The organism is Allobosea sp. 47.2.35, assembly GCF_024655635.1.
In the GTDB taxonomy this organism is placed as follows: domain Bacteria; phylum Pseudomonadota; class Alphaproteobacteria; order Rhizobiales; family Beijerinckiaceae; genus Allobosea.
In genome coordinates this window covers 1-23,598 of record NZ_JANLGI010000003.1, presented here as the reverse complement: position 1 = coordinate 23,598, position 23,598 = coordinate 1, and the positions used below count along the sequence as shown (strand labels likewise).

Genomic DNA, 23,598 nt, shown 5'->3' with positions numbered 1-23,598 from the left:
TCTGACGGAGGCTACGATGGCCAAAGAGAAGTTTTCGCGGAACAAGCCGCACTGCAACATTGGAACGATTGGTCACGTTGACCATGGCAAGACGTCTTTGACGGCTGCGATCACGAAGGTTCTGGCCGAGACGGGCGGCGCTTCGTTCACGGCGTATGACCAGATCGACAAGGCTCCGGAAGAGAAGGCTCGCGGCATCACGATCTCGACGGCTCACGTCGAGTACGAGACGGCGAACCGCCACTACGCGCATGTCGACTGCCCCGGCCACGCCGACTACGTGAAGAACATGATCACGGGCGCGGCGCAGATGGACGGCGCGATCCTGGTCGTGTCGGCTGCCGACGGCCCGATGCCGCAGACCCGCGAGCACATCCTGCTGGCGCGCCAGGTCGGCGTTCCCGCGCTGGTGGTGTTCATGAACAAGGTCGACCTGGTCGACGACGCCGAGCTGCTGGAGCTCGTCGAGATGGAGATCCGCGAGCTCCTCTCGAAGTACGACTTCCCCGGCGACGACATCCCGATCACCAAGGGCTCGGCCAAGGTCGCGCTGGACAACGGCGACAAGGCGATCGGCCATGACGCGGTCGTCGCTCTGATGCAGACGGTCGACGACTACATCCCGCAGCCGGAGCGCCCGATCGACCAGCCGTTCCTGATGCCGGTCGAGGACGTGTTCTCGATCTCGGGCCGTGGCACGGTTGTGACCGGCCGCGTCGAGCGCGGCATCGTGAAGGTCGGCGAGGAAATCGAGATCGTCGGCCTGAAGGACACCGTCAAGACGACCGTCACGGGCGTCGAGATGTTCCGCAAGCTGCTGGACCAGGGCCAGGCTGGCGACAACATCGGCGCGCTGCTGCGCGGCACGAAGCGTGAGGACGTCGAGCGCGGCCAGGTGCTGTGCAAGCCGGGCTCGGTGAAGCCGCACACGAAGTTCAAGGCCGAGGCCTACATCCTGACGAAGGAAGAGGGTGGCCGTCACACGCCGTTCTTCACCAACTACCGCCCGCAGTTCTACTTCCGCACGACGGACGTGACCGGCGTGGTCTCGCTGCCGGAAGGCACGGAGATGGTGATGCCGGGCGACAACATCTCGATGGAGGTGACGCTGATCGCCCCGATCGCGATGGAAGAGAAGCTGCGCTTCGCCATCCGCGAAGGCGGTCGCACCGTCGGCGCCGGCGTCGTCGCCAGCATCATCGCGTAACGCGTTTGCGTGAGGGGCAAGGGCCCTTCGGGGCCTTTGCCTTTTCTCACGTCACGGAGAACTAAGACCATGAACGGTCAGAACATTCGGATCCGCCTCAAGGCGTTCGACCACCGCATCCTCGACGCTTCGACGCGCGAGATCGTGTCGACCGCGAAGCGGACGGGCGCCCAGGTCCGCGGACCGATTCCGCTGCCCACGCTCATCGAGAAGTTCACCGTCAACCGCTCGCCCCACATCGACAAGAAGTCGCGCGAGCAGTTCGAGATGCGGACCCACAAGCGGGTTCTCGACATCGTCGACCCGACCCCCCAGACGGTCGACGCCCTCATGAAGCTCGATCTCGCCGCCGGCGTCGACGTCGAAATCAAGCTCTGATCCGATTAAACGGGTCCTCTGTTTCCGGCGACCCCGGATGGACATGACCCCAAAGGAAGGTATGCACCGATGCGTTCCGGTGTGATTGCACAGAAAGTCGGGATGACCCGCATCTTCACGGATGCCGGCGAGCACATCCCGGTCACCGTGCTGAAGCTCGACAACTGCCAGGTCGTCGCGCATCGCACGATCGAGAAGAACGGCTATGTGGCCGTGCAGCTGGGCTCCGGCCAGGCGAAGGTGAAGAATGTCTCGAAGGCTGAGCGCGGTCATTTCGCGGTCGCCAAGGTCGAGCCGAAGCGCAAGGTGGTCGAGTTCCGCGTCAGCAATGACGCGCTGATCCCCGTCGGCGCCGAGCTGACCGCGGACCACTTCGTCGTCGGCCAGTTCGTCGACGTTTCCGGCACCACCACCGGTAAGGGTTTCGCCGGCGGTATGAAGCGCTGGAACTTCGGCGGTCTGCGCGCCACGCACGGCGTGTCGGTCTCGCATCGCTCGATCGGTTCGACCGGTGGCCGTCAGGACCCGGGCAAGACCTTCAAGAACAAGAAGATGCCGGGCCATCTCGGCGCCGAGCGTGTCACCACGCAGAACCTGCGCGTCGTCCAGACGGATGCCGAGCGTGGCCTGATCCTCGTCGAGGGCGCCGTTCCTGGCGTCGCCGGCGGCTGGATTCACGTCCGTGACGCCGTCAAGCGCGCCCTGCCGAAGGATGCGCCGCTGCCGGGCAAGTTCAAGGTTTCCGGCGAGGGCAAGGCGGATGAGGCTCCTGCGGCCCAGGCTGAGGAGAACGCGTGATGAAATTCGATATCACCACTCTCGAGGGCAAGTCGGCCGGTTCGGTCGAGCTGTCGGATGAGGTGTTCGGCCTGGAGCCGCGCGCCGATCTGCTCGCCCGCATGGTCCGCTATCAGCTCGCCAAGCGCCGCGCCGGGACCCACAAGTCCAAGGGCCGCTCGGAAGTCGATCGCACCCGCAAGAAGATCTACAAGCAGAAGGGCACCGGCGGCGCTCGCCACGGCGCGGCTTCGGCTCCGCAGTTCCGCGGCGGCGGCAAGGCCTTTGGCCCGGTCCTGCGCGACCACGGCCATGATCTTCCCAAGAAGGTCCGTGCGCTGGCTCTGCGCCACGCTCTCTCGGCCAAGGCCAAGGATGCCGGCATCATCGTGATCGACGATGCCAAGCTCTCCGAGCCGAAGACCAAGGTGCTGCTCGGCCATTTCGGCAAGCTCGACCTGTCGAGCGCGCTGATCATCGGCGGCGCCGAGATCGATACCAACTTCGGCCTGGCCGCTCGCTCGATCCCGAATGTCGACGTGCTGCCGGTCCAGGGCATCAACGTTTACGACATCCTGCGTCGCGACAAGCTCGTCCTGACGCGCGCGGCCGTCGATGCGCTGGAGGCGCGCTTCAAATGAGCCAGTCCGCCAAGAACCTCGACCCGCGCCACTACGATGTGATCGTGGCGCCGGTCATTACCGAGAAGGCGACGATGCTCTCCGAGCATAACAAGGTCGTCTTCAAGGTTGCCAAGACCGCAACGAAGCCGCAGATCAAGGCGGCGATCGAGAAGCTCTTCGACGTCAAGGTGAAGAGCGTCAACACGATCGTCACCGAGGGCAAGGTCAAGATGTTCCGTGGCCGTCCCGGCCAGCGTTCGGACGTCAAGAAGGCGGTCGTGACCCTCGAAGAGGGCCACTCCATCGACGTGACCACGGGCCTGTGAGGAAATCATCATGGCTTTGAAGAACTTCAAGCCGATCACGCCGAGCCTTCGCCAGCTCGTGATCGTCGACCGCAGCGAGCTCTACAAGGGCAAGCCGGTCAAGGTGCTGACCGAGGGCAAGAGCTCCTCGGGCGGCCGCAACAACCTCGGCCGCATCACCGTCCGCTTCCGCGGCGGTGGCCACAAGCGCACGCTGCGTCTCATCGACTTCAAGCGTCGCGGCAAGGCCGGCATCCCGGCGACCGTCGAGCGGATCGAGTACGATCCGAACCGCACGGCCTTCATCGCCCTGATCAAGTATCAGGACGGCGAGCTCTCCTACATCCTGGCGCCGCAGCGCCTGGCTGTCGGCGACACGGTCCTCGCGGGTGACTCGGTCGACGTGAAGCCCGGCAACGCGGCTCCGATGGGCACGCTGCCGATCGGCACGATCGTGCACAATGTCGAGCTGAAGATCGGCAAGGGCGGCGCGCTCGCCCGTTCGGCCGGCAACTACGCCCAGATCGTCGGTCGCGACCAGGGCTATGTCATCGTCCGCCTGAACTCGGGCGAGCAGCGCCTGATCTCGGGCCTGTGCTACGCCACCGTCGGCGCCGTCTCGAACCCGGATCACATGAATCGGAATGACGGCAAGGCTGGTCGCTCGCGCTGGCTCGGCCGCCGTCCGCATAACCGCGGCGTCTCGATGAACCCGGTCGACCATCCGCACGGCGGTGGTGAAGGCCGGACCTCGGGTGGCCGTCATCCGGTCACGCCCTGGGGTCTGCCGACCAAGGGTAAGAAGACCCGCTCGAACAAGCGGACCGATACGTTCATCGTGTCGAGCCGTCACGCCCGCAAGAAGAAGAACTGAGGTCCGTCATGGCGCGTTCGCTTTGGAAAGGTCCGTTCGTCGACGGATACCTCCTGAAGAAGGCCGAGGTCGCCAGGACCTCGGCTCGTAATGAAGTTATCAAGATCTGGAGCCGTCGCTCCACGATCCTGCCGCAGTTCGTCGGTCTGACGTTCGGCGTCTACAACGGCCATAAGCATGTGCCGGTGTCCGTGTCCGAGGAGATGGTGGGTCACAAGTTCGGCGAGTTCTCGCCGACCCGCACCTTCCACGGCCACGCCGCCGACAAGAAGGCGAAGAGGAAGTAAGCCATGGGTAAAGCATCCGCCCCCCGTGCGCTGCCCGAGAACGAAGCCACTGCGATCGCTCGCAACCTTCGCGTCTCGCCGCAGAAGCTGAACCTCGTCGCTCAGCTGATCCGTGGCAAGAAGGTCGCGACCGCGCTCGCCGATCTCGAGTTCTCGCGCAAGCGGATCTCGCTCGACGTGCGCAAGTGCCTGCAGAGCGCGATCGCCAACGCCGAGAACAACCATGATCTCGATGTCGATGATCTCGTCGTGGCACAGGCCTTCGTCGGCAAGGCGCTTGTCATGAAGCGCTTCCACGCCCGCGCCCGCGGCCGTGGCGCCCGTATCCTGAAGCCGTTCTCGAACATCACGATCGTGGTGCGCGAAGTGCAGGCTGCGAAGGCCTGAGGAGAGAACGATGGGTCAGAAAATCAATCCGATCGGCCTTCGCCTCGGCATCAACCGTACCTGGGACTCGCGTTGGTTCGCCAACAAGGGCGAGTACGGCAAGCTGCTGCATGAAGACATGGCCATCCGTGCCGCGCTCATGAAGCTGCTGAAGCAGGCCGCCGTCTCGAAGATCATCATCGAGCGTCCGCACAAGAAGTGCCGCGTCACCATCCACTCGGCTCGTCCGGGCGTGGTGATCGGCAAGAAGGGTGCCGACATCGAGAAGCTCCGCAAGGAAGTCTCGAAGCTCACCAAGGCCGACGTGACGATCAACATCGTCGAGGTGCGCAAGCCCGAGATCGACGCGACGCTCGTCGCCGACTCGATCGCCCAGCAGCTCGAGCGCCGCGTCGCCTTCCGTCGCGCCATGAAGCGCGCCGTGCAGTCGGCGATGCGTCTGGGCGCCGAAGGCATCCGCATCAACTGCTCGGGCCGTCTCGGCGGCGCCGAGATCGCCCGCCTCGAATGGTACCGTGAGGGCCGCGTGCCGCTGCATACGCTGCGCGCCGACGTCGATTACGGCGTCGCCACCGCTTTCACGACCTACGGGACGTGCGGCATCAAGGTCTGGATCTTCAAGGGCGAGATCCTCGAACACGACCCGATGGCCCAGGACAAGCGCCTCTCCGACGAGGGCGGCCGCTCCGGCGGTCGTGATCGCGACCATCGCGATCGTCGCGAGCAGGCTGCGTAAGGCTGATCGAGAAGAGCCATGCTGCAACCAAAACGCACCAAGTTCCGCAAGCAGTTCAAGGGACGCATCTCCGGCGTCGCCAAGGGCGGCACGGACCTCAACTTCGGCCAGTTCGGCCTGAAGGCCCAGGAGCCCGAGCGCGTCACCGCCCGGCAGATCGAGGCGGCTCGCCGCGCGATCACCCGCGCCATGAAGCGCGTGGGCCGTGTCTGGATCCGCGTGTTCCCCGACGTGCCGGTTTCCAAGAAGCCGACCGAAGTCCGCATGGGTAAGGGCAAGGGTTCGCCCGAGTTCTGGGCGGCCAAGGTCAAGCCGGGCCGGATCATGTTCGAGCTCGACGGCGTGTCCGAGGAGATCGCCCGCGAGGCGCTCCGTCTCGGTGCCGCCAAGCTGCCGATCAAGACCCGCTTCATCCAGCGCATCGCCGAGTAAGGGAGGCCGACATGAAAATCACTCAGCGTCAGTCCGACCTGAAGGCCATGAGCACGGACCAGCTCCAGGACGAGCTCCTCAAGCTCAAGAAGGAGCAGTTCAACCTGCGCTTCCAGAAGGCCACCGGGCAGCTCGAGAACACCGCGCGCGTCACCGAAGTGCGCAAGGACATCGCCCGCATCAAGACGCTGCAGCGGTCGAAGACCGTCGCGGCGAGCGCGTGAGGAGAGAATAATGCCTAAGCGCGTACTGCAGGGCGTCGTCGTCAGCGACAAGCAGAACAAAACTGTTGTGGTTAAGGTCGAGCGGCGTTATACGCACCCGCTCCTCAAGAAGACGGTGCGCCGTACGAAGAACTATCACGCCCATGACGAGGCGGGTTCGTTCAAGGTCGGCGACACGGTTTGGATCGAGGAGTCCAAGCCGATTTCCAAGCTGAAAAGCTGGGTTGTGCTCGAGGACGCCCCCAAGGCGTGATTCGAGACGGCTTCGCCCGGCCCCGAATCAGGGGCAGGGCGGGGCAGGAAAGAAGCCGGACATGTTTCTCCGCAAAGGTGGAAACCACTTTTGCGCATCGTGTTTTGTTTGAGGCCAGGGGGCGATCGACCCCCGTCAGTCGTAGTCCCGGGCGGCGCTGATGCGGTCCGGGAAACCGCGCTGATACACAGATTGGAAGGATCAAGGCCATGATCCAGGTGCAGACGAATCTCGACGTCGCCGACAATTCCGGCGCGCGTCGCGTGATGTGCATCAAGGTTCTCGGCGGGTCGAAGCGGCGCTATGCCCGTATTGGCGACATCATCGTCGTTTCGATCAAGGAAGCCATTCCGCGCGGTCGCGTGAAGAAGGGCGACGTCATGAAGGCGGTCGTCGTTCGCACCGCCAAGGACGTCAAGCGCCAGGACGGTTCGGTGATCCGCTTCGACCGCAATGCGGCCGTGCTGATCAACAACCAGAAGGAGCCGGTCGGCACGCGTATCTTCGGACCGGTTCCGCGCGAGCTGCGCGCCAAGAACCACATGAAGATCATCTCGCTGGCGCCGGAGGTGCTGTGATGGCTGCGAAGATCAAGAAGGGCGACAAGGTCGTCGTGCTCGCCGGCCGCGACAAGGGCAAGGCGGGTGAGGTGCTCCAGGTTCTGCCGAAGGACGGCCGCGCCGTCGTTCGTGGCGTCAACCTGGTGAAGCGCCACACGAAGCAGTCCCCGCAGTCCGAGGGCGGCATCATCAGCAAGGAAGCGACGATCGACCTGTCGAACATCGCCATCGCCGATCCCAAGGACGGCAAGGCGACCCGCGTCGGTTTCAAGGTGCTCGATGACGGCCGCAAGGTTCGTTTCGCCAAGCGTTCGGGGGATCTGATCGATGGCTGAGGCTCAGCAGGCGGCGCTCTCGCCGCGCATGAAGAAGCATTACGAGGACGTCGTTCGTCCCGCGATGATCGCCGAATTCGGCTACAAGAACGTCATGGAAGTGCCGGCGATCGAGAAGATCGTCATCAACATGGGCGTTGGTGAAGCGACTGCCGACCGCAAGAAGGTCGACAACGCTGCCGGCGACCTCGCCATGATCGCTGGCCAGAAGCCGGTCATCACCAAGTCCCGCCTCGCCATCGCCGGCTTCAAGCTGCGCGAGAACATGGCGGTTGGCTGCAAGGTCACGCTGCGCAAGACCAAGATGTTCGAGTTCGTCGACCGGCTCGTCACCATCGCTTTGCCCCGCGTGCGCGACTTCCGGGGCCTCAACCCCAAGTCGTTCGACGGGCGCGGCAATTTCGCGCTCGGGATCAAGGAGCACATCGTGTTCCCCGAGATCAACTACGACAAGGTCGACCAGGTCTGGGGCATGGACGTGATCGTCTGCACGACTGCGAAGTCGGACGACGAGGCACGCGCTCTGCTCAAGCACTTCAACTTCCCGTTCCGGCAGTGAACCTAAGCGTTCATACGCGGAAACCAGGAGAGATCGATGGCTAAGAAAAGCTCCGTCGAGAACAACGAGCGCCGCAGGAAGCTGGTGAAGAAATTCGCCGGCCGCCGGGCTCGCCTTCTCGCGATCGCCAATGACGACAACCAGCCCATGGACGAGCGTTTCCTCGCCCGCCTGAAGCTGGCCGAACTGCCGCGCAACTCGGCCAAGATTCGCATTCGCAACCGCTGCGAAGTGACGGGTCGTCCGCGCGCGTTCTATCGCAAGCTCAAGATGTCGCGTGTCGCGCTGCGTGAGCTCGGTAACAAGGGGCTGGTTCCCGGCCTCGTGAAGTCGAGCTGGTAAGGAGGACTGGAACAATGGCAATCATTGATCCGCTCGGCGATATGCTGACCCGCATCCGCAATGCGCAGATGCGTCGCAAGTCCCGCGTTTCCACCCCTGGCTCGAAGCTGCGCGCCCGCGTGCTCGACGTGCTGCAGTCCGAGGGCTACATCCGCGGCTACAGCCAGACCGAGTTCGGCAATGGCCGGACGGAGTTCGACATCGAGCTGAAGTATCACGAGGGCCAGCCGGTCATCCGGTCGATCTCGCGTGTTTCGAAGCCCGGCCGCCGCGTTTACTCGTCGGTCGAGACCATGCCGCGCGTGGCCGATGGCCTTGGCGTGACGATCGTCTCGACCCCGCGTGGCGTGATGGCCGATCATGTGGCCCGCGAGCAGAACGTGGGCGGCGAAGTGCTCTGCAAGGTCTTCTGACCTTACAGGCGCCCCGCTCATTTTCAGGAGAAATCCAAATGTCTCGTATCGGTAAGAAGCCGGTTTCGGTTCCCGCGGGCGTCACCGCCTCGGTCACCGGCCAGCTCGTCAAGATCAAGGGCTCCAAGGGCGAGCTCTCCTTCGAGGTTCCCGAGGACGTCTCGGTCGCCATGGAGAACGGCGCGATCGCGGTGCAGCCGCGTTCGCAGTCGAAGCGCGCCCGTGCGCTCTGGGGCACCTCGCGCGCCCGCATCAACAACCTCGTGATCGGCACCACCGCCGGCTTCGAGAAGCGCCTCGAGATCAACGGCGTCGGCTACAAGGCCGCCGTCGCTGGCAAGGTGCTGAAGCTGTCGCTCGGCTACAGCCACGACATCGACTACGAAATCCCGGCCGGTGTCGCGATCGTGACGCCGAAGCCGACGGAAATCGTCGTCAGCGGCATCGACAAGCAGGTCGTCGGCCAGACCGCCGCGGAAATCCGCGACTATCGTGGCCCCGAGCCCTACAAGGGCAAGGGCGTCAAGTACGCCGGCGAATTCATCTTCCGCAAGGAAGGCAAGAAGAAGTAAGGACGCCAGCCATGAGCAAGCAGAACGATGTGACTGCGCGCCGCAAGGCCCGCGTCCGCCGCGCGATCAAGGCCGTAGCCAATGGTCGCCCGCGCCTGTCGGTGCACCGCACCGGCAAGCAGATCTACGCCCAGGTCATCGACGACGTGAACGGGGTCACCCTCGCTTCCGCTTCGTCGCGGGACAAGGATGTGCGCGAGCAGATCAAGTCCGGCGCGAATGTCGAGGCCGCCGGCCAGATCGGCAAGATCGTCGCCGAGCGCGCGGTCAAGGCCGGTGTGACGGAAGTGGTCTTCGACCGCGGCCCGTACATGTACCATGGCCGCGTCAAGGCGCTGGCCGAAGCGGCCCGCGAGGGCGGCCTCAGCTTCTGAGGTTATCGGGTTTCGCCCGGCCAGCGTTCAGCGCCGGCCGGGCGATGCCTGTTTACAAGCTTCCCCGCGCAATGACGCACGGGGTTAGGCTCGAGCGAGCGGCGGGGCTTCGATCCTCGTCCGCGCAAGTAAGAGGACAGACACATGGCTAGAGAGCCGCGTGAGCGTAAAGATCGGGAAACGGAAGTTTCCGAATTCGTGGACAAGCTCGTCCACATCAACCGCGTCGCCAAGGTGGTGAAGGGTGGTCGTCGCTTCGGCTTCGCCGCGCTCGTCGTCGTCGGCGACCAGAAGGGCCGCGTCGGCTTCGGCCACGGCAAGGCCCGTGAAGTTCCCGAGGCGATCCGCAAGGCAACTGAAGCCGCCAAGCGCGGTCTCGTCCGCATCCCGCTGCGCGAGGGCCGGACCCTCCATCACGACGTGCAGGGCCGCCACGGCGCCGGCAAGGTCGTGCTGCGCGCGGCTCCGGCCGGTACCGGCATCATCGCCGGCGGCCCGATGCGCGCCGTCTTCGAGGCGGTCGGCATGCAGGACGTCGTGTCGAAGTCGCTCGGCTCCTCCAACCCGTACAACCTCGTGCGCGCCACCTTCGACGCGCTGAAGAACGAGGACAGCCCGCGCTCGGTCGCGGCTCGTCGCTCGCTCAAGGTTTCGGCCCTGCAGACCCGTCGCCGCGATGCCGGCACGGATGCGGCCGCGGAAGCGTGAGGGGGACATCATGGCAAAGGCTGAGAAGACCTTCACCATCGAGCAGATCGGTTCGCCGATCCGCCGCGAGGCCACCCAGCGCCAGACCCTCATCGGTCTCGGCCTGAACAAGATCCGCCGCCGCTCGACCCTCCAGGACACCCCCGCGGTGCGTGGCATGGTCGAGAAGGTCAAGCACCTCGTCCGCGTCGTCGACGCGAAGTGAGGAGGGCGACACATGAAACTCAATGAAATCCGTGACAACGAAGGCGCTCTGAAGCAGCGCATCCGCGTCGGCCGTGGCATTGGCTCCGGCAAGGGCAAGACCGGTGGTCGCGGCGTGAAGGGTCAGACCTCGCGCGCCGGCGTCGCCATCAAGGGCTTCGAAGGCGGCCAGATGCCGCTGTATCGTCGCCTGCCGAAGCGCGGCTTCAACAACCTCTTCGCCAAGGATTTGAACGAGGTGAACCTCGGCCGGATTCAGCAGGCGGTGGAAGCCGGCAAGCTCGACGCCAAGGGCACCGTGACCATCGAGGCGCTCGTCGCCGCCGGTGTCATCACCCGCCAGGCCAAGGACGGCGTCAAGATCCTCGGCGTCGGCGAGCTCAAGACCAAGCTTGCTTTCGAAGTCGCGGGCGCGTCCAAGTCGGCCGTCGCTGCGATCGAGAAGGCTGGCGGTTCGGTCAAGATCCTGGCGGCTGCCGCTTCACAGGCGTGATCCGAACGCCTACATGACGTTTGCGAACGGCGGCCGGGCCCAGCGCCTTGGCCGCCGTTTGACTGTTTGACGCAAGGCACGAATCCGCAGACAGCACCTCGCGTGCGTTGAGCGATGTGCTTCAACGACCAGTTTGAGACCCAGGGACCGGACGCATGGCATCGGCGGCTGAACAGCTTGCGGCGAACCTCAATTTCGGGGCTTTCGCCAAGGCGGATGAACTCAAGAAGCGAATCTGGTTCACGCTGGGCGCGCTCGTCATCTACCGGCTCGGCACCTATATCCCGCTGCCCGGAATGAATCCGGATGCGGTGGCTGATCTCTTCCGCCAGACCCAGTCCGGCATGCTCGGCATGTTCAACATGTTCTCTGGCGGCGCGGTCGGACGTCTTGCGATCTTCGCGCTTGCGATCATGCCCTACATCTCGGCCTCGATCATCGTGCAGCTGCTCTCCAGCGTGGTGCCGAGCTTCGAGGCGCTGAAGAAGGAAGGCGAGCAGGGCCGCAAGACCCTGAACCAGTACACCCGCTACCTGACCCTCGTGCTGGCCGTGTTCCAGGCCTATGCGATCGGCGTCGGCCTGCAGGGCTCGGGCAACCTCGTGCTGCAGCCCGGGCCGTTCTTCCTGCTCTCGACCACGATCACGCTCGTCGGCGGCACGATGTTCCTGCTCTGGCTCGGTGAGCAGATCACCAGCCGCGGCATCGGCAACGGCACCTCGATGATCATCTTCGCGGGCATCATCGCCGAATTCCCCTCGCAGCTCGCCCAGACCTTCGAGCTCGGCCGCCAGGGCGCGATCTCGACCGGCCTGCTGCTCGGCGTGCTGGTGATGGCTATCTGCGTCATCGCCTTCTGCGTGTTCATGGAGCGCGCCCAGCGCCGCCTGCTGATCAACTATCCGAAGCGCCAGGTCGGCAACCGCATGTATGAGGGCCAGACCTCGTTCCTGCCGCTGAAGCTCAACACCGCCGGCGTCATCCCGCCGATCTTCGCCTCGTCGCTGCTGCTGCTGCCGACGACCGTCGCGAGCTTCCAGCAGGCCTCGGGCGGCACCGGCTTCCTGTCGACCATGGCGACCTATCTGGCCCATGGCCGGCCGCTGTTCATGATCCTCTACGCGGCGCTGATCATCTTCTTCTGCTTCTTCTACACCGCGATCGTGTTCAACCCGGTCGAGACGGCAGACAACCTCAAGAAGCATGGCGGCTTCATGCCGGGCATCCGTCCGGGCGAGCGGACCGCCGAGCATATCGACCGCATCCTCACGCGCATCACCGTTCTCGGCGCAGGATATTTGACGATTGTCTGCCTTATCCCCGAGTTCATGATCACCTATGCTCAGATTCCGATCATCCTGCTGGGCGGCACCTCGCTGCTCATCGTGGTGACGACGACGATGGACACCGTGGCGCAAGTTCACGGGCACCTGCTGGCCCATCAGTACGAAGGGCTGGTCAAGAAGGCCAAGTTGCGAGGAGCGAGGCGCTAAATGCGGTTGATTTTCCTGGGGCCGCCGGGGGCGGGTAAGGGCACTCAGGCGGCGCGCATTGTCGCGAAGCACGGCATTCCGCAACTCTCGACCGGCGACATGCTGCGCGCGGCCGTCGCCGCCGGCACCCCGGTCGGCCAGAAGGCCAAGGCCGTGATGGATGCGGGCGGGCTGGTCTCGGACGAGATCGTTATCGGCATCGTCGCCGACCGCATCGAAGAGGCGGATGCCAGGAAGGGCTTCATCCTCGACGGCTTTCCGCGGACGCTGGCGCAGGCCGAAGCGCTCGACCGGATGCTGGACGGGAAGGGGCTGAAGCTCGACGCCGTGCTCGAACTCAGGGTCGACCAGACCAAGCTCGTCGACCGCATCGTCCGCCGCGCCGATGAGGCGAGGGCGGCCGGGCAGCCGGTGCGCAAGGACGACGACCCGGAGGTCTTCAAGACCCGGCTCGAAGCCTATAACCGCGATACGGCCGTGGTCGCGCCCTATTACGAGAAGCGTGGCCAACTGACGGCAATCGACGGCATGCAGCCGATCGACGATGTCTCGCAGGCGATCGCGGACGCGCTTTCGGTCGCCGCTCAGGGCTGATCGGCTCTCCAGCGAAACCAGTTCGAACCCGGGCGGACCTTACGGTTCGGCCGGGTTCTTCATTTCTGCGGTGCGCTTTTGCGCTGATGCCTTTGCCTTTTCTCGGCCTGCCCGTGCGTTGACAGGCTCAACCACGGCGGATGTGCTGAAGCCCAATCCGCGCGAAGCGGTGGCAAGCATCCGTCGACCGGAAGGCGAAGCGGTTTTCCGGGTCCGGTTGCAGGACAGGGAGCAGGCGCATGACGAGGTTTGGAGCATTGCTGGTCGCGAGCACGCTGGCGTTGATGCCGGCGGCGGCGCGGGCGCAGGACGCAGTGAAGATCGGCATCCTCAACGACCAGTCCGGCAACTATGCCGAATTCGGAGGATTGGGCTCGGTCGAGGCGGCGAAGCTCGCGATCGAGGATTTCGGCGGCTCGGTGCTGGGCAAGCCGATCGAGATCGTCTCGGGCGACCATCAGAACAAGCCGGACATCGCCGTGGGGCTGGCGCGTCGCTGGTACGATGTCGATGGTGTCACCGCGATCGCGGACCTGACCAACTCCGCCGTCGCGCTGGGGGTGGCCGGCATCGCCAAGGAAAAGCAGAAGATCGCGCTCTATAACGGCCCGGCGACGACGCGCCTCTTCAACGAGGATTGTTCGCCGACCGGCTTCATGTGGACCTTCGACACGGCGACCTCGGCCAAGGGCACGGCGCTTTCGGTGCTGCGCGAGGGCGGCGACAGCTGGTATATCATTGCTGCCGACTATGCCTTCGGCCACCAGCTCACCGCCGATATCGAGTCGATCGTGAAGGCCAATGGCGGCAAGACGCTGGGCACGGTGCGCGCGCCGCTCTCGACGCCCGACTTCTCCTCGTTCCTGCTGCAGGCGCAGGCCTCCAAAGCCAAGATCGTCGCCTTCGCCAATGCGGGTACGGACACGATCAACTCGATCAAGCAGGCCGGCGAGTTCGGCCTGGTCGATGGCGGCCAGAAGCTCGCGGCGATGGTCGTGGTGCTGAGCGACGTCCACGGTCTCGGCCTCGACAAGGCCAAGGGGCTGATAACCACCACCGCCTATTACCATGATGCCGACAAGCCGAGCCGCGACTTCGCCGACCGCTACATGGCGCGGACCAAGAAGATGCCGGGCATGATCCAGGCCAGCGTCTATTCCTCGGTGCTGCACTATCTCAAGGCCGTGAAGGCCGCCGGCACCGCCGCCGGCCCCGCGGTCGCGGCGAAGATGAAGGAGCTGCCGGTCGAGGATTTCTACGCGCCGGGCGCGAAGGTCCGCGAGGATGGCCGGCTGATGAACGACATGCTGCTGGTCGAGGTGAAGAAGCCCACCGATTCGAAGGCGCCGTGGGATTACTTCAAGGTCGTCCGCAAGATCCCGGCGGCCGAGATCATCGCACCGCTCTCGGAGAGCAAGTGCAGCCTGGTGAAGAAGTAAGGGTTCATCCGTGAGCGCGTCATTCCGGGCGCGGCCACGCCGCTTGCCCGGAATGACGGAGCCCTTATATAGCAATCGCGGCTACCGCCTTGACCTCGCAGCGCTTCGGCTGGTTCACCGGCCTTGGCATGTTTCTTGGTTGCACGGGTTGACTCGTTGCGCCCAACCCGTTAACGAGCCGCCATCCGGTTTCATGGGAGCGATGCCGTTGCCTTCGCGAGAAGGGACGACGTCGCATTATCGCGTGGAGCCGTTCAACGTCCTGCATGAGCCGGCCTCCACCGGACGCGGGATTTTTCCCACCGCCGGGGTGCCATCGGGTGCTTCGGCCGACATGGAGATGAGGCCATGGCTCGTATCGCGGGCGTCAACATTCCCACCGGCAAGCGCGTCGTCATCGGCCTGCAGTACATCCACGGCATTGGCGCGGCCAAGGCCCAGGAGATCATCGAGAAGGTCGGCATCGCGCCGGAGCGCCGCGTCAACCAGCTGACCGACGCCGAAGTCCTGCAGATTCGCGAGACGATCGACCGCGACTATCTCGTCGAGGGCGATCTGCGCCGCGAAGTCTCGATGAACATCAAGCGCCTGATGGATCTCGGCTGCTATCGCGGCCTGCGTCATCGCCGCTCGCTGCCGGTCCGCGGCCAGCGCACGCACACCAACGCCCGTACCCGCAAGGGCAAGGCGAAGCCGATCGCCGGCAAGAAGAAGTGATTTCGGTGGGCCGGTAATCCGGCCCGCTGTCTATACGCCGGCCGGTCCGCTCACGGGCCGCCGGCATCCCCAGCGCCTGGCATGACGGGCGCGCCTGAAGGATGGAAGAAGAGATATGGCCAAGGAAGCCCAGCGCGTCCGTCGTCGCGAACGCAAGAACATCGTCTCCGGCGTCGCGCATGTGAACGCCTCGTTCAACAACACCATGATCACCATCACCGACGCGCAGGGCAACACGATCTCGTGGTCGTCGGCCGGCACGATGGGCTTCAAGGGCTCGCGCAAGTCGACCCCCTACGCCGCCCAGGTCGCCGCCGAGGACGCCGCCCGCAAGGCTGCCGAGCACGGCATGCGCACCCTCGAGGTCGAGGTGACCGGTCCGGGTTCGGGCCGCGAGTCGGCTCTTCGCGCTCTCCAGGCCGCGGGCTTCACCGTGACCTCGATCCGCGACGTGACGCCGATCCCGCACAATGGCTGCCGTCCGCGCAAGCGCCGTCGCGTCTGACGCCTGACTTGGTTAGCCCAAGGCGCCCGCAGGGGCGGGCGCCTGTCCGGGGCGGCGGTGGCCGCCAGAAGAATTCAGCACCAGGAGTGCGGTCGTGATCAGCAAGAACTGGCAGGATCTTTCCAAGCCGAACAAGCTCGAAGTGAAGGTCGGAGACGACCCGAAGCGTCAGGCGACTGTGGTTGCGCGTCCGCTCGAGCGCGGCTTCGGCATGACGCTCGGCAATGCGCTCCGTCGCGTGCTGCTGTCGTCGCTCCAGGGCGCGGCCGTGACCGCCGTCCAGATCGACGGCGTCCTCCACGAGTTCTCCTCGATTCCGGGCGTCCGTGAGGACGTCACCGACATCGTCCTCAACATCAAGGCCGTCGCGGTCAAGATGCAGGGCGAGGGCCCGAAGCGCATGACGCTTCGCAAGTCCGGCCCGGGCACCGTCACCGCCGGCGACATCAACACCATCGGCGACGTCTCGATCCTGAACCCCGACCTCGTGCTCTGCACGCTGGACGACGGGGCCGAGATCCGCATGGAGTTCACGGTCAACACCGGCAAGGGCTATGTCCCGGCCGAGCAGAACCGTCCCGAGGACGCGCCGATCGGCCTGATCCCGGTCGACAGCCTGTACTCGCCGGTCAAGAAGGTCTCCTACCGCGTCGAGAACACCCGCGAGGGCCAGAACCTCGACAAGGACTCGCTGACGCTGGCGATCGAGACCAACGGCTCGGTCACCCCCGAGGACGCGCTGGCGCTCGCCGCCCGCATCCTGCAGGACCAGCTCGCGGTGTTCATCACCTTCGAGGAGCCGCGCAAGGAAGAGGCCGTCTCGACCGCGCCGCAGCTGCCCTTCAACCCGGCGCTGCTCAAGAAGGTCGACGAGCTGGAGCTTTCGGTCCGCTCGGCCAACTGCCTCAAGAACGACAACATCGTCTATATCGGCGACCTCATCCAGAAGTCCGAGGGCGAGATGCTGCGCACCCCGAACTTCGGTCGCAAGTCGCTGAACGAGATCAAGGAAGTGCTGGCGACCATGGGCCTGCACCTGGGCATGGACGTCCAGGGCTGGCCGCCGGAGAACATCGAAGAGCTCGCGAAGCGCTTCGAAGAGCACTACTGAGTTCAAACGGCGCGGGAGGCATCCCGCGCCAATCCCGCCCGGCTTACCCGAGCCGGAGCATAACGAACGGCCGTACCGTGGCACGGCGGCCGTAAGCAACGAAGGAGCCAAACAATGCGTCACGGTTTCCGCGGTCGTCGTTTCAACCGCTCGGCCGAGCATCGCCAGGCGATGTTCGCCAACATGGCCCAGGCCCTGATCAAGCACGAGCAGATCACCACGACCCTGCCGAAGGCCAAGGACCTGCGTCCGGTCGTCGAGAAGCTCATCACGCTGGGCAAGCGCGGCGACCTGCACGCCCGCCGTCAGGCGATCGCGCAGATCAAGGATGTCGAGCTGGTCGGTAAGCTCTTCGCGGTCCTCGGCCCGCGCTACAAGGAGCGCAACGGCGGCTATCTCCGCATCATGAAGGCGGGTTTCCGCTTCGGCGACAACGCCCCGATGGCGATCATCGAGTTCGTCGATCGCGATGTCGACGCCAAGGGCAAGGATTCCGGCCCGGTCTTCACGGCGGAAGACGAAGCCGCCTGATCGGCTTCATCCGACTGAATTGGAAAAGGCGGCCTTCGCGGGCCGCCTTTTTCTTTGACTGGATGGTGGCGGGTGTCGCCTCAGGCAGGCCGCCCGGCGAGTTCGCCTGCGAGATCGACGAGGGTTTCCAGCGGCTGGGCGTGGAGATCGGCTTCAGGCGAGATGCCATAGAGGCCGAAGATGAAGCTGGTCGTCTCGTCGCGCTCGGCGACGCCCATCGCCCAGCCGGGGAAGGAGCGGGCGGCGATGGGTTTCTCGGCGAGCAGTCGAAAGCCTGCGTGACGCGGGTCCACCACGATCCGGCCATAGGTTTCCATCACGCTGTCGCGCGATCCTTCCAGGACCTGCGCGAAAGCGTTGTCCGTGGCCAACAGGAAGCCGGTGATGCCGTTCTGGTCGTTGAAGCGGCGGACGCTCGCCAGGATGCTGTCGAGTTCCGCGCGGCGATTGGCGTCGACGAGCCGGCTCTCGCTGGCGTACACAAGCCGAATCAGGCTCACCCTACTCTTCCTATCCGGCCTAGAGAGGCCATATCGAGGTGGGAGATGCCGCTGCGGGAACCGCAGGGCTTTGCATGGGTATAGCGGGTGTCACGCCTGAACGGAAAACTCCGTGCCGGCGCCTTTTTGTTTCTGAACGAGGATGAGCATGATCAACCGCCCCGCAGCATACCGGAAGACCCTGGCGATGGCGTCCCTTGCGGGTGCGCTGCTGGTCGGCACTGCGACGCTGCCGGCTATCGCCCAGCAGCGCCAGGTGCCCGAGACGCGCGAGCAGGTGACGCTCTCCTTCGCGCCCCTGGTCAAGCAGACGCAGGCCGCGGTCGTGAACGTCTATGGCGCGCGCGTCGAGAAGCGCCCGCAGAACCCGTTCATGGACGATCCGTTCTTCCGCCGCTTCTTCGGGGATGGCGGATTCGGCGTGCCGCGCGAGCGGGTGCAGCGCTCGCTCGGCTCCGGCGTCATCGTCGATGCCGGCGGCGGGCTCGTGGTCACGAACAACCACGTCATCGAGAACATGAGCGAGGTGAAGGTCGCCTTCGCCGACAAGCGCGAGGTCGAGGCCACGATCCTGCTGCGCGATCCGCGCACCGATCTCGCCGTGCTCAAGCTCGCCGATGCCAAGAACCTGACCGCGATCGAGCTCGCCGATACCGACGAGCTCCAGGTCGGCGACATCGTGCTCGCCATGGGCAATCCCTTCGGCGTCGGCCAGACGGTGACGCAGGGCATCGTCTCGGCGCTGGCGCGCACGCAGATCGGTGTCGGCGACGCGCAGTCCTTCATCCAGACCGACGCGGCGATCAATCCCGGCAATTCGGGCGGCGCGCTGATCGACATGAAGGGCCGTGTCGTCGGCATCAACACCGCGATCTATTCGCGCACCGGCGGCAGCGTCGGCATCGGCTTCGCCATTCCCTCGGCGATGGTGCGCCTTGTCGTCGAGAGCGCCAGGAGCGGCGCCAAGACGGTGAAGCGCCCCTGGTTCGGGGCGCGGCTACAGGTTCTGACGGCCGATGTCGCGGATGGGCTCGGGCTCGACCGGCCGGCTGGCTCCGTCGTCGCCAGCGTGGTCGAGAAAGGCCCCGCGGACCAGGCCGGCCTGAAGCGCTCGGACGTCATCCTCTCGGTCGATGGTTTCGCGGTCGATGATCCCGAATCCTTCGGCTACCGCTTCGCCACCCGGCCGATCAGCGGCACGACGATGCTCACCGTCCTGCGCGCGGGCAAGCGCATCTCGATCCCGGTGAAGCTCGTCGCCGCGCCCGAGACACGGCCGCGTGACATGGTGAAGCTGACCAGCCGCTCGCCACTGGCCGGCCTGACCGTCGGGAACATGTCGCCGGCGTTGGCCGAGGAGCTTTCTGTCGATACCGGCAACGAGGGCGTCGTCGTCAGCGAGGTCGAGGAGGGCAGCACGGCCGCCAATGTCGGCTTCCTGAAAGGCGACATGATCAAGGCGCTGAACGGCGAGCAGATGACCAATTCCCGCGAGGTCGAGGCGATCCTCAAGGATCGCAAGCGCGCCTGGGAGGTGACGATCATCCGCAACGGCCAGACGATCACCTCGGTCTTCCCGGGGTGAGCGACCTGTTCGCAGCCTCGGGGCTGGACAAGTCCGGCCCGCGGCCCCTTGCCGACCGCTTGCGGCCGACGACGCTGGCCGAGGTCGCCGGGCAAGAGCACCTGACTGGGCCCGACGGCGCGCTGACGCGGCTTGTCGCCTCCGGCACGGTCGGCAGCCTGATCTTCTGGGGCCCGCCCGGCACCGGCAAGACGACGGTGGCGCGGCTGCTGGCGGGGCTCGTCGATCTCGGTTTCGAGCAGATCAGCGCGATCTTCTCCGGCGTCGCCGATCTCAAGAAGGTGTTCGAGGCGGCGCGCGGGCGAAGGCTGGGCGGCCGGGGCACGCTGCTCTTCGTCGACGAGATCCATCGCTTCAACCGCGCCCAGCTCGACGCCTTCCTGCCCGTCATGGAAGACGGCACGATCACGCTGATCGGGGCGACGACCGAAAACCCGTCCTTCGCGCTCAATGCGGCGCTGCTCTCGCGGGCGCGGGTGCTGACCTTCAAGTCGCTGGACGAGGGTTCGCTGCTCTTCCTGCTCGGCCGGGCCGAAGTGCTGGAGGGGCGTGAACTGCCCCTGACGCCGGAGGCGCGATTGGCGCTGGCGCGTTTCGCCGATGGCGACGGGCGCGCCGTGCTGACGCTGGCCGAGGAGATCTGGCGGGCGGCGAAGCCCGGCGAAACCCTCGACGAGCACGGACTCTCCGATGTCATCCAGCGGCGCGCGCCGATCTACGACAAGGCGCAGGACGGCCACTACAACCTGATCTCCGCCCTGCACAAGACGATCCGCGGCTCCGATCCGGACGCGGCGCTCTACTATTTCGCGCGCATGCTCGATGCCGGCGAGGACCCGCGCTTCCTGGCGCGGCGGCTGGTGCGGATGGCGGTGGAGGATATCGGGCTGGCCGATCCGCAGGCGCTGCTGCATGCCCGCGCGGCGGCGCAGACCTATGAACAGCTCGGCACGCCGGAGGGCGAGCTCGCGCTGGCCAATTGCGTGATCTACCTGGCGACCGCGCCGAAATCGAACGCGGCCTATACCGCCTACAAGGCGGCTGTGCGGGTGGCAAAGGAGCGGGGATCCCTGACGCCGCCCAAGACCATCCTCAACGCGCCAACCAAGCTGATGCGCGAGGAGGGCTATGGCGCCAACTACGCCTATGATCACGATCAGCCCGATGCCTTCTCCGGGCAGAACTACTGGCCGGATGCGCTCGGCCGGCAGCGCTTCTATGACCCGCCGGAACGCGGCTTCGAACGCGAGATCCGCAAGCGGCTGGATTATTGGGAACGGCTGCGGCAGGAGCGGGGAGAGTAGGGATGTTCTTGTTCGCGCGCCTGTTCCTGATCGTGCCCTCGGTGATCGCGGGCTGGTTCGTCTCGAAGGACGATGTCTCCTATTGGGTCGTCGCCTTCGCCATCGCGCTGGTCTTCATCGTGCTGACCATCGCCTTCGAGCTCTATGTGCATCCCTGGCTGCGGCGGCGCCGACAGCCTTGAGTGCTCTCAACTGCGGCAGTTGAACGGCAGGAAGGTGCCGGACATTCCGCTGTTCATCGCCATCAGGACGAGCCGGTTGGCGAGGTCGAGCTCCTCCTTGCTGCGGGCGCAGACTTCGGCGCGCGCCTGGCAGTTCGCGGCGAGGAAGGCATCGTGGCTGGCGAGGAACTCCGGCCCGATTCCCTTCTTGCCTTGCCGATTCAAGGCCTGCTCGTAAGCCTTTTTGTAGCGGTTGCATTTTTCCGTCGGCCAATCCGGGGCAGGGGGCTGCTGCGCCCCCGCGAACCCGCTGCCTATACCCAGAAATACAAGCGCGGCCGCGGCGTGAAGCAGCGGCCGGCGCGTCGGGGTCGAAGGTCCATTCCGTCTGATCATGCTGTCGCCTCGGCCGCCTCGCGATAGTGGATGCGAGGCGGCGGCAGAAGCGCAGCCAATTGCGGCGGATTTCGTCAATACGGATGAAGGCTGCGCCCTGTTCCACAGCGATGTCATCCGCTGCGCAGGCTTTTGCGAGCGCTGCGGGCGGATCAGGGTTGCGTCATGCCGCCACGGGAGCGCGCGGCGCAAGACGCGCAGGTGAGGCAGAGCCTTCCGAGCGGATCTCGAAGGCGACGAGAGACAGCCAGCCGAAGAGAACGATGCCGGCGCCACCGACGATCACGCCGGCCCATGACGGAGTGGCCATGCCGGCCGCGACGAGGGCCGGGGCGAGCAATGCCGTGACGATGCTGTAGATCGCCCAGCCTCGCTTGCCGACCGAACCGAATCGCCGGGCGAAGACGAAACAGGCCGCGATCAGCGACAGGAACGAGAGCAGGAACGCCACCATATGAAAGGCGCCGGTGACGCTCATCTGCGGCGCCTGGCCCGGCACAGGCAGCGGATCGGGACCGAACAGGCCGGCGCCGATCATGCCGATGCCGTAGAGGCCGGCGAGGATGGGACCGGATGCGCCGCCGCGCTGGCCGCGCAATGCCCGGCGCAGCCCGACCGCGCCGGCAAGCGCCAGGGCTCCCGCCACCAGGAAGTTGGCGACCTGGATCCAGCCGAATTCGCCGATTGCGAGGAAGCTGAGCGGCTGGGTCCGGATATCGTAATGCGGCCTGAGCACGAGCTGAACCGCAACGGCGGCGTAGAAAAACGGGGTCGAGGCGACGCCGCAGGCGAGAAGGCGGCTTGTGACGGGCTGGGAAGGCGCGGTTTTCATCTGGCTCTCCGTGAGAGGGTAGGTTAGAACGAAACTGAACGGTTTAGTATAACTACACTGTGTAGTTTCATTCTCGCTGTCAAGCGCCAAGGAGAGCCGCCATGTCGCAAGTCACCCTCGACAGGTCCGGACGCAAGCGCGGCGCCGTCACCGAGGCGGCGACGAGCCTGTTCCTGAGCAAGGGCTATGACGGCACGACGATGGACGAGGTGGCGGCGCTGGCCGGCGTGTCCAAGCCGACGCTCTATCGCTACTTCGCCGACAAGGAGCAGCTCTATGCCGCGATCGTCGCGGCGACGATCGACGATATCGATGCGTTGCTACGGCTGGTGGCCGACGCGCTGTCCGCATCCGACGATCCGAGGGAAGGGCTCGGCCTACTGGCGGGCAAGTTCCTGACGGCGCTGACACAGCCCGATCTGCTGCGCCTGCGGCGCCTGGTGATCGCCAATGCCGAGCGTTTTCCCGAAGTCGGACGCGACTGGTTCGCCCGTGGCTTCGGACGGGTGCTCCAGACGCTGGCGGGCGCCTTCCAGCGCTATGTCGCCAATGGCCGGCTGCGGATGGACGATCCTCTGCTCGCCGCCGATCATTTCGCCGGCCTGGTGCTCTGGATACCGCTGAACCGTGCGATGTTCAGCGGCAATTGCGAGACCGACCCGGCCGAGCTTGCCCGCTATGCCGAGGCTGCGGTCGATGCCTTCCTGCGGGGCTATGGCACCGAAGCGGCGCAGTGAGCTCTGCGGCTCCACTGCCAATATGACCTTACCCCATGGCCGCGCGTGCATCGTCGGGGCAATGCGAGGTCGCGGATTTCGTTTGTGCGGGACCGCATGGCGCTCTATTCCACAGCGATGATCTCCACCGTTTTCGTTTTTGTAGGCGCCGGCATCGGCGGCGCCCTGCGCCACGGCATCAACGTGGTGTCGCCGCGCTGGTTCGGCATGGGCTTTCCCTATGGTACCCTGGCCATCAACGTCATCGGCTCGGCGCTGATGGGGCTGGTCGCCGGCTGGTTCGCCTTCCGCGCCGGCGAAGGCGTGCCGCAGGACCTGCGTCTCTTCCTGGCGACCGGAATTCTTGGTGGCTTCACCACCTTTTCGGCCTTCTCGCTCGATGCCGTCCTGCTCTGGGAGCGGGGTGAGGCGATGCTGGCTGCCACCTATGTGATCGGCTCGGTCGTGCTGTCGCTGGCGGCGCTGGTCGGTGGCCTTGCTGTTATGCGGAGCATGTCATGAAGACGGGCGGCAAAGGCCCCGGCAGCAAGGGCGCTGGCGGCAAGGGTGTGGGCGGCAAGGGCAGGGGCAACTCTCCTCGTGGCGGCAAGCCGCCATCGGCCGGCGCTCCGCGCGGCAAGCGGCCGAGCCATGATGCCCGGCGCCGCGCC

Annotated in this window: 37 protein-coding genes; 34 read left to right on the top strand and 3 right to left on the bottom strand. The window is 65.5% G+C overall.

Going from position 1 to position 23,598, the window contains the following annotated elements:
* Positions 1-16: 16 nt before the first annotated feature.
* The 29 genes from tuf (at position 17) to rplQ (ending at position 17,433) form a co-directional block, all read left to right on the top strand.
* Entirely contained in the window at positions 17-1,207 is a 1,191-nt protein-coding gene (tuf, locus tag NUV79_RS05190; RefSeq protein WP_257732008.1) for an elongation factor Tu, read from the top strand.
* A 69-nt stretch (positions 1,208-1,276) separates the two neighbouring features.
* Positions 1,277-1,585, top strand: coding sequence for a 30S ribosomal protein S10 (gene rpsJ, locus NUV79_RS05185; RefSeq protein ID WP_043237115.1), 309 nt, complete (start codon positions 1,277-1,279; stop codon positions 1,583-1,585).
* A gap of 69 nt (positions 1,586-1,654) precedes the next feature.
* Positions 1,655-2,383, top strand: coding sequence for a 50S ribosomal protein L3 (gene rplC / locus NUV79_RS05180; protein ID WP_257732007.1), 729 nt, complete (start codon positions 1,655-1,657; stop codon positions 2,381-2,383).
* Positions 2,383-3,003 (top strand): 50S ribosomal protein L4, encoded by a 621-nt coding sequence (gene rplD / locus NUV79_RS05175; RefSeq protein ID WP_257732006.1) that lies wholly within the window; start codon positions 2,383-2,385, stop codon positions 3,001-3,003. Before rplC ends, rplD begins: the two co-directional genes overlap by 1 nt.
* Positions 3,000-3,311: a 50S ribosomal protein L23 gene (locus NUV79_RS05170; protein ID WP_047582026.1), complete on the top strand. Its 312-nt coding sequence runs from the start codon at positions 3,000-3,002 to the stop codon at positions 3,309-3,311. The genes rplD and NUV79_RS05170 overlap by 4 nt, the downstream gene beginning before the upstream one ends.
* Positions 3,312-3,321: 10 nt before the next feature.
* On the top strand, positions 3,322-4,164 hold the full coding sequence (gene rplB, locus NUV79_RS05165) for a 50S ribosomal protein L2 (RefSeq protein WP_257732005.1): 843 nt from the start codon (positions 3,322-3,324) through the stop codon (positions 4,162-4,164).
* An 8-nt stretch (positions 4,165-4,172) separates the two neighbouring features.
* On the top strand, positions 4,173-4,451 hold the full coding sequence (gene rpsS, locus NUV79_RS05160; protein WP_047582029.1) for a 30S ribosomal protein S19: 279 nt from the start codon (positions 4,173-4,175) through the stop codon (positions 4,449-4,451).
* Positions 4,452-4,454: 3 nt separating this feature from the next.
* Complete coding sequence (rplV, locus tag NUV79_RS05155) at positions 4,455-4,838, top strand: 50S ribosomal protein L22 (RefSeq protein ID WP_047582031.1); 384 nt, start codon at positions 4,455-4,457, stop codon at positions 4,836-4,838.
* Between the two features lie 10 nt (positions 4,839-4,848).
* Positions 4,849-5,574 (top strand): 30S ribosomal protein S3, encoded by a 726-nt coding sequence (gene rpsC, locus NUV79_RS05150; RefSeq protein WP_047582032.1) that lies wholly within the window; start codon positions 4,849-4,851, stop codon positions 5,572-5,574.
* An 18-nt stretch (positions 5,575-5,592) separates the two neighbouring features.
* Positions 5,593-6,006 carry a 50S ribosomal protein L16 gene (rplP, locus tag NUV79_RS05145; protein WP_112581124.1) on the top strand — a complete coding sequence of 138 codons (414 nt, stop codon included), beginning with the start codon at positions 5,593-5,595 and terminating at the stop codon, positions 6,004-6,006.
* Between the two features lie 11 nt (positions 6,007-6,017).
* Positions 6,018-6,230, top strand: a complete 213-nt coding sequence (gene rpmC / locus NUV79_RS05140) for a 50S ribosomal protein L29 (protein WP_047582036.1) — start codon at positions 6,018-6,020, stop codon at positions 6,228-6,230.
* A gap of 10 nt (positions 6,231-6,240) precedes the next feature.
* Positions 6,241-6,483, top strand: a complete 243-nt coding sequence (gene rpsQ / locus NUV79_RS05135) for a 30S ribosomal protein S17 (RefSeq protein WP_199085553.1) — start codon at positions 6,241-6,243, stop codon at positions 6,481-6,483.
* 209 nt (positions 6,484-6,692) lie between these two features.
* Entirely contained in the window at positions 6,693-7,061 is a 369-nt protein-coding gene (gene rplN, locus NUV79_RS05130; RefSeq protein ID WP_038365406.1) for a 50S ribosomal protein L14, read from the top strand.
* The gene (rplX, locus tag NUV79_RS05125) at positions 7,061-7,378 is read left to right on the top strand and encodes a 50S ribosomal protein L24 (protein WP_047582043.1); all 318 of its coding nucleotides are present in this window, start codon (positions 7,061-7,063) and stop codon (positions 7,376-7,378) included. Before rplN ends, rplX begins: the two co-directional genes overlap by 1 nt.
* Positions 7,371-7,937 carry a 50S ribosomal protein L5 gene (rplE, locus tag NUV79_RS05120; RefSeq protein ID WP_257732004.1) on the top strand — a complete coding sequence of 189 codons (567 nt, stop codon included), beginning with the start codon at positions 7,371-7,373 and terminating at the stop codon, positions 7,935-7,937. The genes rplX and rplE overlap by 8 nt, the downstream gene beginning before the upstream one ends.
* A 36-nt stretch (positions 7,938-7,973) precedes the next feature.
* Entirely contained in the window at positions 7,974-8,279 is a 306-nt protein-coding gene (gene rpsN / locus NUV79_RS05115; protein WP_199085556.1) for a 30S ribosomal protein S14, read from the top strand.
* Between the two features lie 14 nt (positions 8,280-8,293).
* Complete coding sequence (gene rpsH / locus NUV79_RS05110) at positions 8,294-8,692, top strand: 30S ribosomal protein S8 (RefSeq protein ID WP_047582049.1); 399 nt, start codon at positions 8,294-8,296, stop codon at positions 8,690-8,692.
* A gap of 38 nt (positions 8,693-8,730) precedes the next feature.
* Positions 8,731-9,264 carry a 50S ribosomal protein L6 gene (rplF, locus tag NUV79_RS05105; protein WP_257732003.1) on the top strand — a complete coding sequence of 178 codons (534 nt, stop codon included), beginning with the start codon at positions 8,731-8,733 and terminating at the stop codon, positions 9,262-9,264.
* A gap of 11 nt (positions 9,265-9,275) precedes the next feature.
* Positions 9,276-9,638, top strand: coding sequence for a 50S ribosomal protein L18 (rplR, locus tag NUV79_RS05100; RefSeq protein ID WP_257732002.1), 363 nt, complete (start codon positions 9,276-9,278; stop codon positions 9,636-9,638).
* 144 nt (positions 9,639-9,782) lie between these two features.
* Positions 9,783-10,346: a 30S ribosomal protein S5 gene (gene rpsE, locus NUV79_RS05095; RefSeq protein ID WP_047582054.1), complete on the top strand. Its 564-nt coding sequence runs from the start codon at positions 9,783-9,785 to the stop codon at positions 10,344-10,346.
* Between the two features lie 10 nt (positions 10,347-10,356).
* On the top strand, positions 10,357-10,551 hold the full coding sequence (gene rpmD / locus NUV79_RS05090) for a 50S ribosomal protein L30 (protein ID WP_061967372.1): 195 nt from the start codon (positions 10,357-10,359) through the stop codon (positions 10,549-10,551).
* Positions 10,552-10,563: 12 nt separating this feature from the next.
* Complete coding sequence (gene rplO / locus NUV79_RS05085; protein ID WP_257732001.1) at positions 10,564-11,043, top strand: 50S ribosomal protein L15; 480 nt, start codon at positions 10,564-10,566, stop codon at positions 11,041-11,043.
* A gap of 155 nt (positions 11,044-11,198) precedes the next feature.
* Positions 11,199-12,536, top strand: coding sequence for a preprotein translocase subunit SecY (secY, locus tag NUV79_RS05080; protein WP_257732000.1), 1,338 nt, complete (start codon positions 11,199-11,201; stop codon positions 12,534-12,536).
* Positions 12,537-13,130, top strand: a complete 594-nt coding sequence (locus NUV79_RS05075) for an adenylate kinase (RefSeq protein WP_257731999.1) — start codon at positions 12,537-12,539, stop codon at positions 13,128-13,130.
* A 239-nt stretch (positions 13,131-13,369) separates the two neighbouring features.
* Positions 13,370-14,569, top strand: coding sequence for an ABC transporter substrate-binding protein (locus NUV79_RS05070; RefSeq protein WP_257731998.1), 1,200 nt, complete (start codon positions 13,370-13,372; stop codon positions 14,567-14,569).
* A 348-nt stretch (positions 14,570-14,917) separates the two neighbouring features.
* On the top strand, positions 14,918-15,286 hold the full coding sequence (rpsM, locus tag NUV79_RS05065) for a 30S ribosomal protein S13 (RefSeq protein WP_257731997.1): 369 nt from the start codon (positions 14,918-14,920) through the stop codon (positions 15,284-15,286).
* 115 nt (positions 15,287-15,401) lie between these two features.
* The gene (rpsK, locus tag NUV79_RS05060; RefSeq protein WP_043237079.1) at positions 15,402-15,791 is read left to right on the top strand and encodes a 30S ribosomal protein S11; all 390 of its coding nucleotides are present in this window, start codon (positions 15,402-15,404) and stop codon (positions 15,789-15,791) included.
* 94 nt (positions 15,792-15,885) lie between these two features.
* Positions 15,886-16,902, top strand: coding sequence for a DNA-directed RNA polymerase subunit alpha (locus NUV79_RS05055; protein ID WP_257731996.1), 1,017 nt, complete (start codon positions 15,886-15,888; stop codon positions 16,900-16,902).
* Between the two features lie 114 nt (positions 16,903-17,016).
* Entirely contained in the window at positions 17,017-17,433 is a 417-nt protein-coding gene (rplQ, locus tag NUV79_RS05050; protein WP_061967384.1) for a 50S ribosomal protein L17, read from the top strand.
* Between the two features lie 80 nt (positions 17,434-17,513).
* On the opposite strand, the gene NUV79_RS05045 is transcribed toward rplQ, so the two are convergent.
* The gene (locus NUV79_RS05045; protein WP_257731995.1) at positions 17,514-17,933 is read right to left on the bottom strand and encodes a BLUF domain-containing protein; all 420 of its coding nucleotides are present in this window, start codon (positions 17,931-17,933) and stop codon (positions 17,514-17,516) included.
* A 148-nt stretch (positions 17,934-18,081) separates the two neighbouring features.
* On the opposite strand from NUV79_RS05045, the gene NUV79_RS05040 reads away from it, so the two are divergent.
* The 3 genes from NUV79_RS05040 to NUV79_RS05030 are packed head-to-tail and all read left to right on the top strand — an operon-like array spanning position 18,082 to position 21,004.
* Complete coding sequence (locus tag NUV79_RS05040) at positions 18,082-19,518, top strand: Do family serine endopeptidase (protein ID WP_257731994.1); 1,437 nt, start codon at positions 18,082-18,084, stop codon at positions 19,516-19,518.
* On the top strand, positions 19,515-20,822 hold the full coding sequence (locus NUV79_RS05035; RefSeq protein WP_257731993.1) for a replication-associated recombination protein A: 1,308 nt from the start codon (positions 19,515-19,517) through the stop codon (positions 20,820-20,822). The genes NUV79_RS05040 and NUV79_RS05035 overlap by 4 nt, the downstream gene beginning before the upstream one ends.
* Positions 20,823-20,824: 2 nt before the next feature.
* On the top strand, positions 20,825-21,004 hold the full coding sequence (locus NUV79_RS05030) for a hypothetical protein (protein ID WP_257731992.1): 180 nt from the start codon (positions 20,825-20,827) through the stop codon (positions 21,002-21,004).
* A 6-nt stretch (positions 21,005-21,010) separates the two neighbouring features.
* Here NUV79_RS05030 and NUV79_RS05025 read toward each other — a convergent pair whose 3' ends face one another.
* Both NUV79_RS05025 and NUV79_RS05020 read right to left on the bottom strand, forming a co-directional pair.
* Positions 21,011-21,208, bottom strand: coding sequence for a hypothetical protein (locus tag NUV79_RS05025; RefSeq protein WP_257731991.1), 198 nt, complete (start codon positions 21,206-21,208; stop codon positions 21,011-21,013).
* A gap of 334 nt (positions 21,209-21,542) precedes the next feature.
* Complete coding sequence (locus NUV79_RS05020) at positions 21,543-22,211, bottom strand: DUF998 domain-containing protein (RefSeq protein WP_257731990.1); 669 nt, start codon at positions 22,209-22,211, stop codon at positions 21,543-21,545.
* A gap of 101 nt (positions 22,212-22,312) precedes the next feature.
* Here NUV79_RS05020 and NUV79_RS05015 point away from each other — a divergent pair, with 101 nt between their 5' ends.
* A complete protein-coding gene (locus NUV79_RS05015; RefSeq protein ID WP_257731989.1) occupies positions 22,313-22,948 on the top strand; it encodes a TetR/AcrR family transcriptional regulator in 636 nt (211 codons plus the stop codon).
* Between the two features lie 117 nt (positions 22,949-23,065).
* Positions 23,066-23,449 carry a fluoride efflux transporter CrcB gene (crcB, locus tag NUV79_RS05010; protein ID WP_257732341.1) on the top strand — a complete coding sequence of 128 codons (384 nt, stop codon included), beginning with the start codon at positions 23,066-23,068 and terminating at the stop codon, positions 23,447-23,449.
* Positions 23,450-23,598: the final 149 nt, after the last annotated feature.

Excerpts from the sequence above, each read along its gene's own strand:
- rpsE (WP_047582054.1), top strand. The coding sequence starts at position 9,783 with ATGGCTAGAGAGCCGCGTGAGCGTAAAGATCGGGAAACGGAAGTTTCC.
- NUV79_RS05170 (WP_047582026.1), top strand. The coding sequence starts at position 3,000 with ATGAGCCAGTCCGCCAAGAACCTCGACCCGCGCCACTACGATGTGATC.
- rplB (WP_257732005.1), top strand. The coding sequence starts at position 3,322 with ATGGCTTTGAAGAACTTCAAGCCGATCACGCCGAGCCTTCGCCAGCTC.
- rplC (WP_257732007.1), top strand. The coding sequence starts at position 1,655 with ATGCGTTCCGGTGTGATTGCACAGAAAGTCGGGATGACCCGCATCTTC.
- tuf (WP_257732008.1), top strand. The coding sequence starts at position 17 with ATGGCCAAAGAGAAGTTTTCGCGGAACAAGCCGCACTGCAACATTGGA.
- rpsN (WP_199085556.1), top strand. The coding sequence starts at position 7,974 with ATGGCTAAGAAAAGCTCCGTCGAGAACAACGAGCGCCGCAGGAAGCTG.
- rpsJ (WP_043237115.1), top strand. The coding sequence starts at position 1,277 with ATGAACGGTCAGAACATTCGGATCCGCCTCAAGGCGTTCGACCACCGC.
- NUV79_RS05075 (WP_257731999.1), top strand. The coding sequence starts at position 12,537 with ATGCGGTTGATTTTCCTGGGGCCGCCGGGGGCGGGTAAGGGCACTCAG.
- rplO (WP_257732001.1), top strand. The coding sequence starts at position 10,564 with ATGAAACTCAATGAAATCCGTGACAACGAAGGCGCTCTGAAGCAGCGC.
- rplV (WP_047582031.1), top strand. The coding sequence starts at position 4,455 with ATGGGTAAAGCATCCGCCCCCCGTGCGCTGCCCGAGAACGAAGCCACT.
- NUV79_RS05070 (WP_257731998.1), top strand. The coding sequence starts at position 13,370 with ATGACGAGGTTTGGAGCATTGCTGGTCGCGAGCACGCTGGCGTTGATG.
- rplD (WP_257732006.1), top strand. The coding sequence starts at position 2,383 with ATGAAATTCGATATCACCACTCTCGAGGGCAAGTCGGCCGGTTCGGTC.
- rplN (WP_038365406.1), top strand. The coding sequence starts at position 6,693 with ATGATCCAGGTGCAGACGAATCTCGACGTCGCCGACAATTCCGGCGCG.
- rpsM (WP_257731997.1), top strand. The coding sequence starts at position 14,918 with ATGGCTCGTATCGCGGGCGTCAACATTCCCACCGGCAAGCGCGTCGTC.
- crcB (WP_257732341.1), top strand. The coding sequence starts at position 23,066 with ATGATCTCCACCGTTTTCGTTTTTGTAGGCGCCGGCATCGGCGGCGCC.
- rpmD (WP_061967372.1), top strand. The coding sequence starts at position 10,357 with ATGGCAAAGGCTGAGAAGACCTTCACCATCGAGCAGATCGGTTCGCCG.
- NUV79_RS05030 (WP_257731992.1), top strand. The coding sequence starts at position 20,825 with ATGTTCTTGTTCGCGCGCCTGTTCCTGATCGTGCCCTCGGTGATCGCG.
- rplX (WP_047582043.1), top strand. The coding sequence starts at position 7,061 with ATGGCTGCGAAGATCAAGAAGGGCGACAAGGTCGTCGTGCTCGCCGGC.
- rplF (WP_257732003.1), top strand. The coding sequence starts at position 8,731 with ATGTCTCGTATCGGTAAGAAGCCGGTTTCGGTTCCCGCGGGCGTCACC.
- rplE (WP_257732004.1), top strand. The coding sequence starts at position 7,371 with ATGGCTGAGGCTCAGCAGGCGGCGCTCTCGCCGCGCATGAAGAAGCAT.
- rpmC (WP_047582036.1), top strand. The coding sequence starts at position 6,018 with ATGAAAATCACTCAGCGTCAGTCCGACCTGAAGGCCATGAGCACGGAC.
- NUV79_RS05015 (WP_257731989.1), top strand. The coding sequence starts at position 22,313 with ATGTCGCAAGTCACCCTCGACAGGTCCGGACGCAAGCGCGGCGCCGTC.
- rpsC (WP_047582032.1), top strand. The coding sequence starts at position 4,849 with ATGGGTCAGAAAATCAATCCGATCGGCCTTCGCCTCGGCATCAACCGT.
- rpsH (WP_047582049.1), top strand. The coding sequence starts at position 8,294 with ATGGCAATCATTGATCCGCTCGGCGATATGCTGACCCGCATCCGCAAT.
- rplQ (WP_061967384.1), top strand. The coding sequence starts at position 17,017 with ATGCGTCACGGTTTCCGCGGTCGTCGTTTCAACCGCTCGGCCGAGCAT.
- rpsS (WP_047582029.1), top strand. The coding sequence starts at position 4,173 with ATGGCGCGTTCGCTTTGGAAAGGTCCGTTCGTCGACGGATACCTCCTG.
- rpsQ (WP_199085553.1), top strand. The coding sequence starts at position 6,241 with ATGCCTAAGCGCGTACTGCAGGGCGTCGTCGTCAGCGACAAGCAGAAC.
- NUV79_RS05020 (WP_257731990.1), bottom strand. The coding sequence starts at position 22,211 with ATGAAAACCGCGCCTTCCCAGCCCGTCACAAGCCGCCTTCTCGCCTGC.
- rplR (WP_257732002.1), top strand. The coding sequence starts at position 9,276 with ATGAGCAAGCAGAACGATGTGACTGCGCGCCGCAAGGCCCGCGTCCGC.
- rpsK (WP_043237079.1), top strand. The coding sequence starts at position 15,402 with ATGGCCAAGGAAGCCCAGCGCGTCCGTCGTCGCGAACGCAAGAACATC.
- NUV79_RS05040 (WP_257731994.1), top strand. The coding sequence starts at position 18,082 with ATGATCAACCGCCCCGCAGCATACCGGAAGACCCTGGCGATGGCGTCC.
- rplP (WP_112581124.1), top strand. The coding sequence starts at position 5,593 with ATGCTGCAACCAAAACGCACCAAGTTCCGCAAGCAGTTCAAGGGACGC.
- secY (WP_257732000.1), top strand. The coding sequence starts at position 11,199 with ATGGCATCGGCGGCTGAACAGCTTGCGGCGAACCTCAATTTCGGGGCT.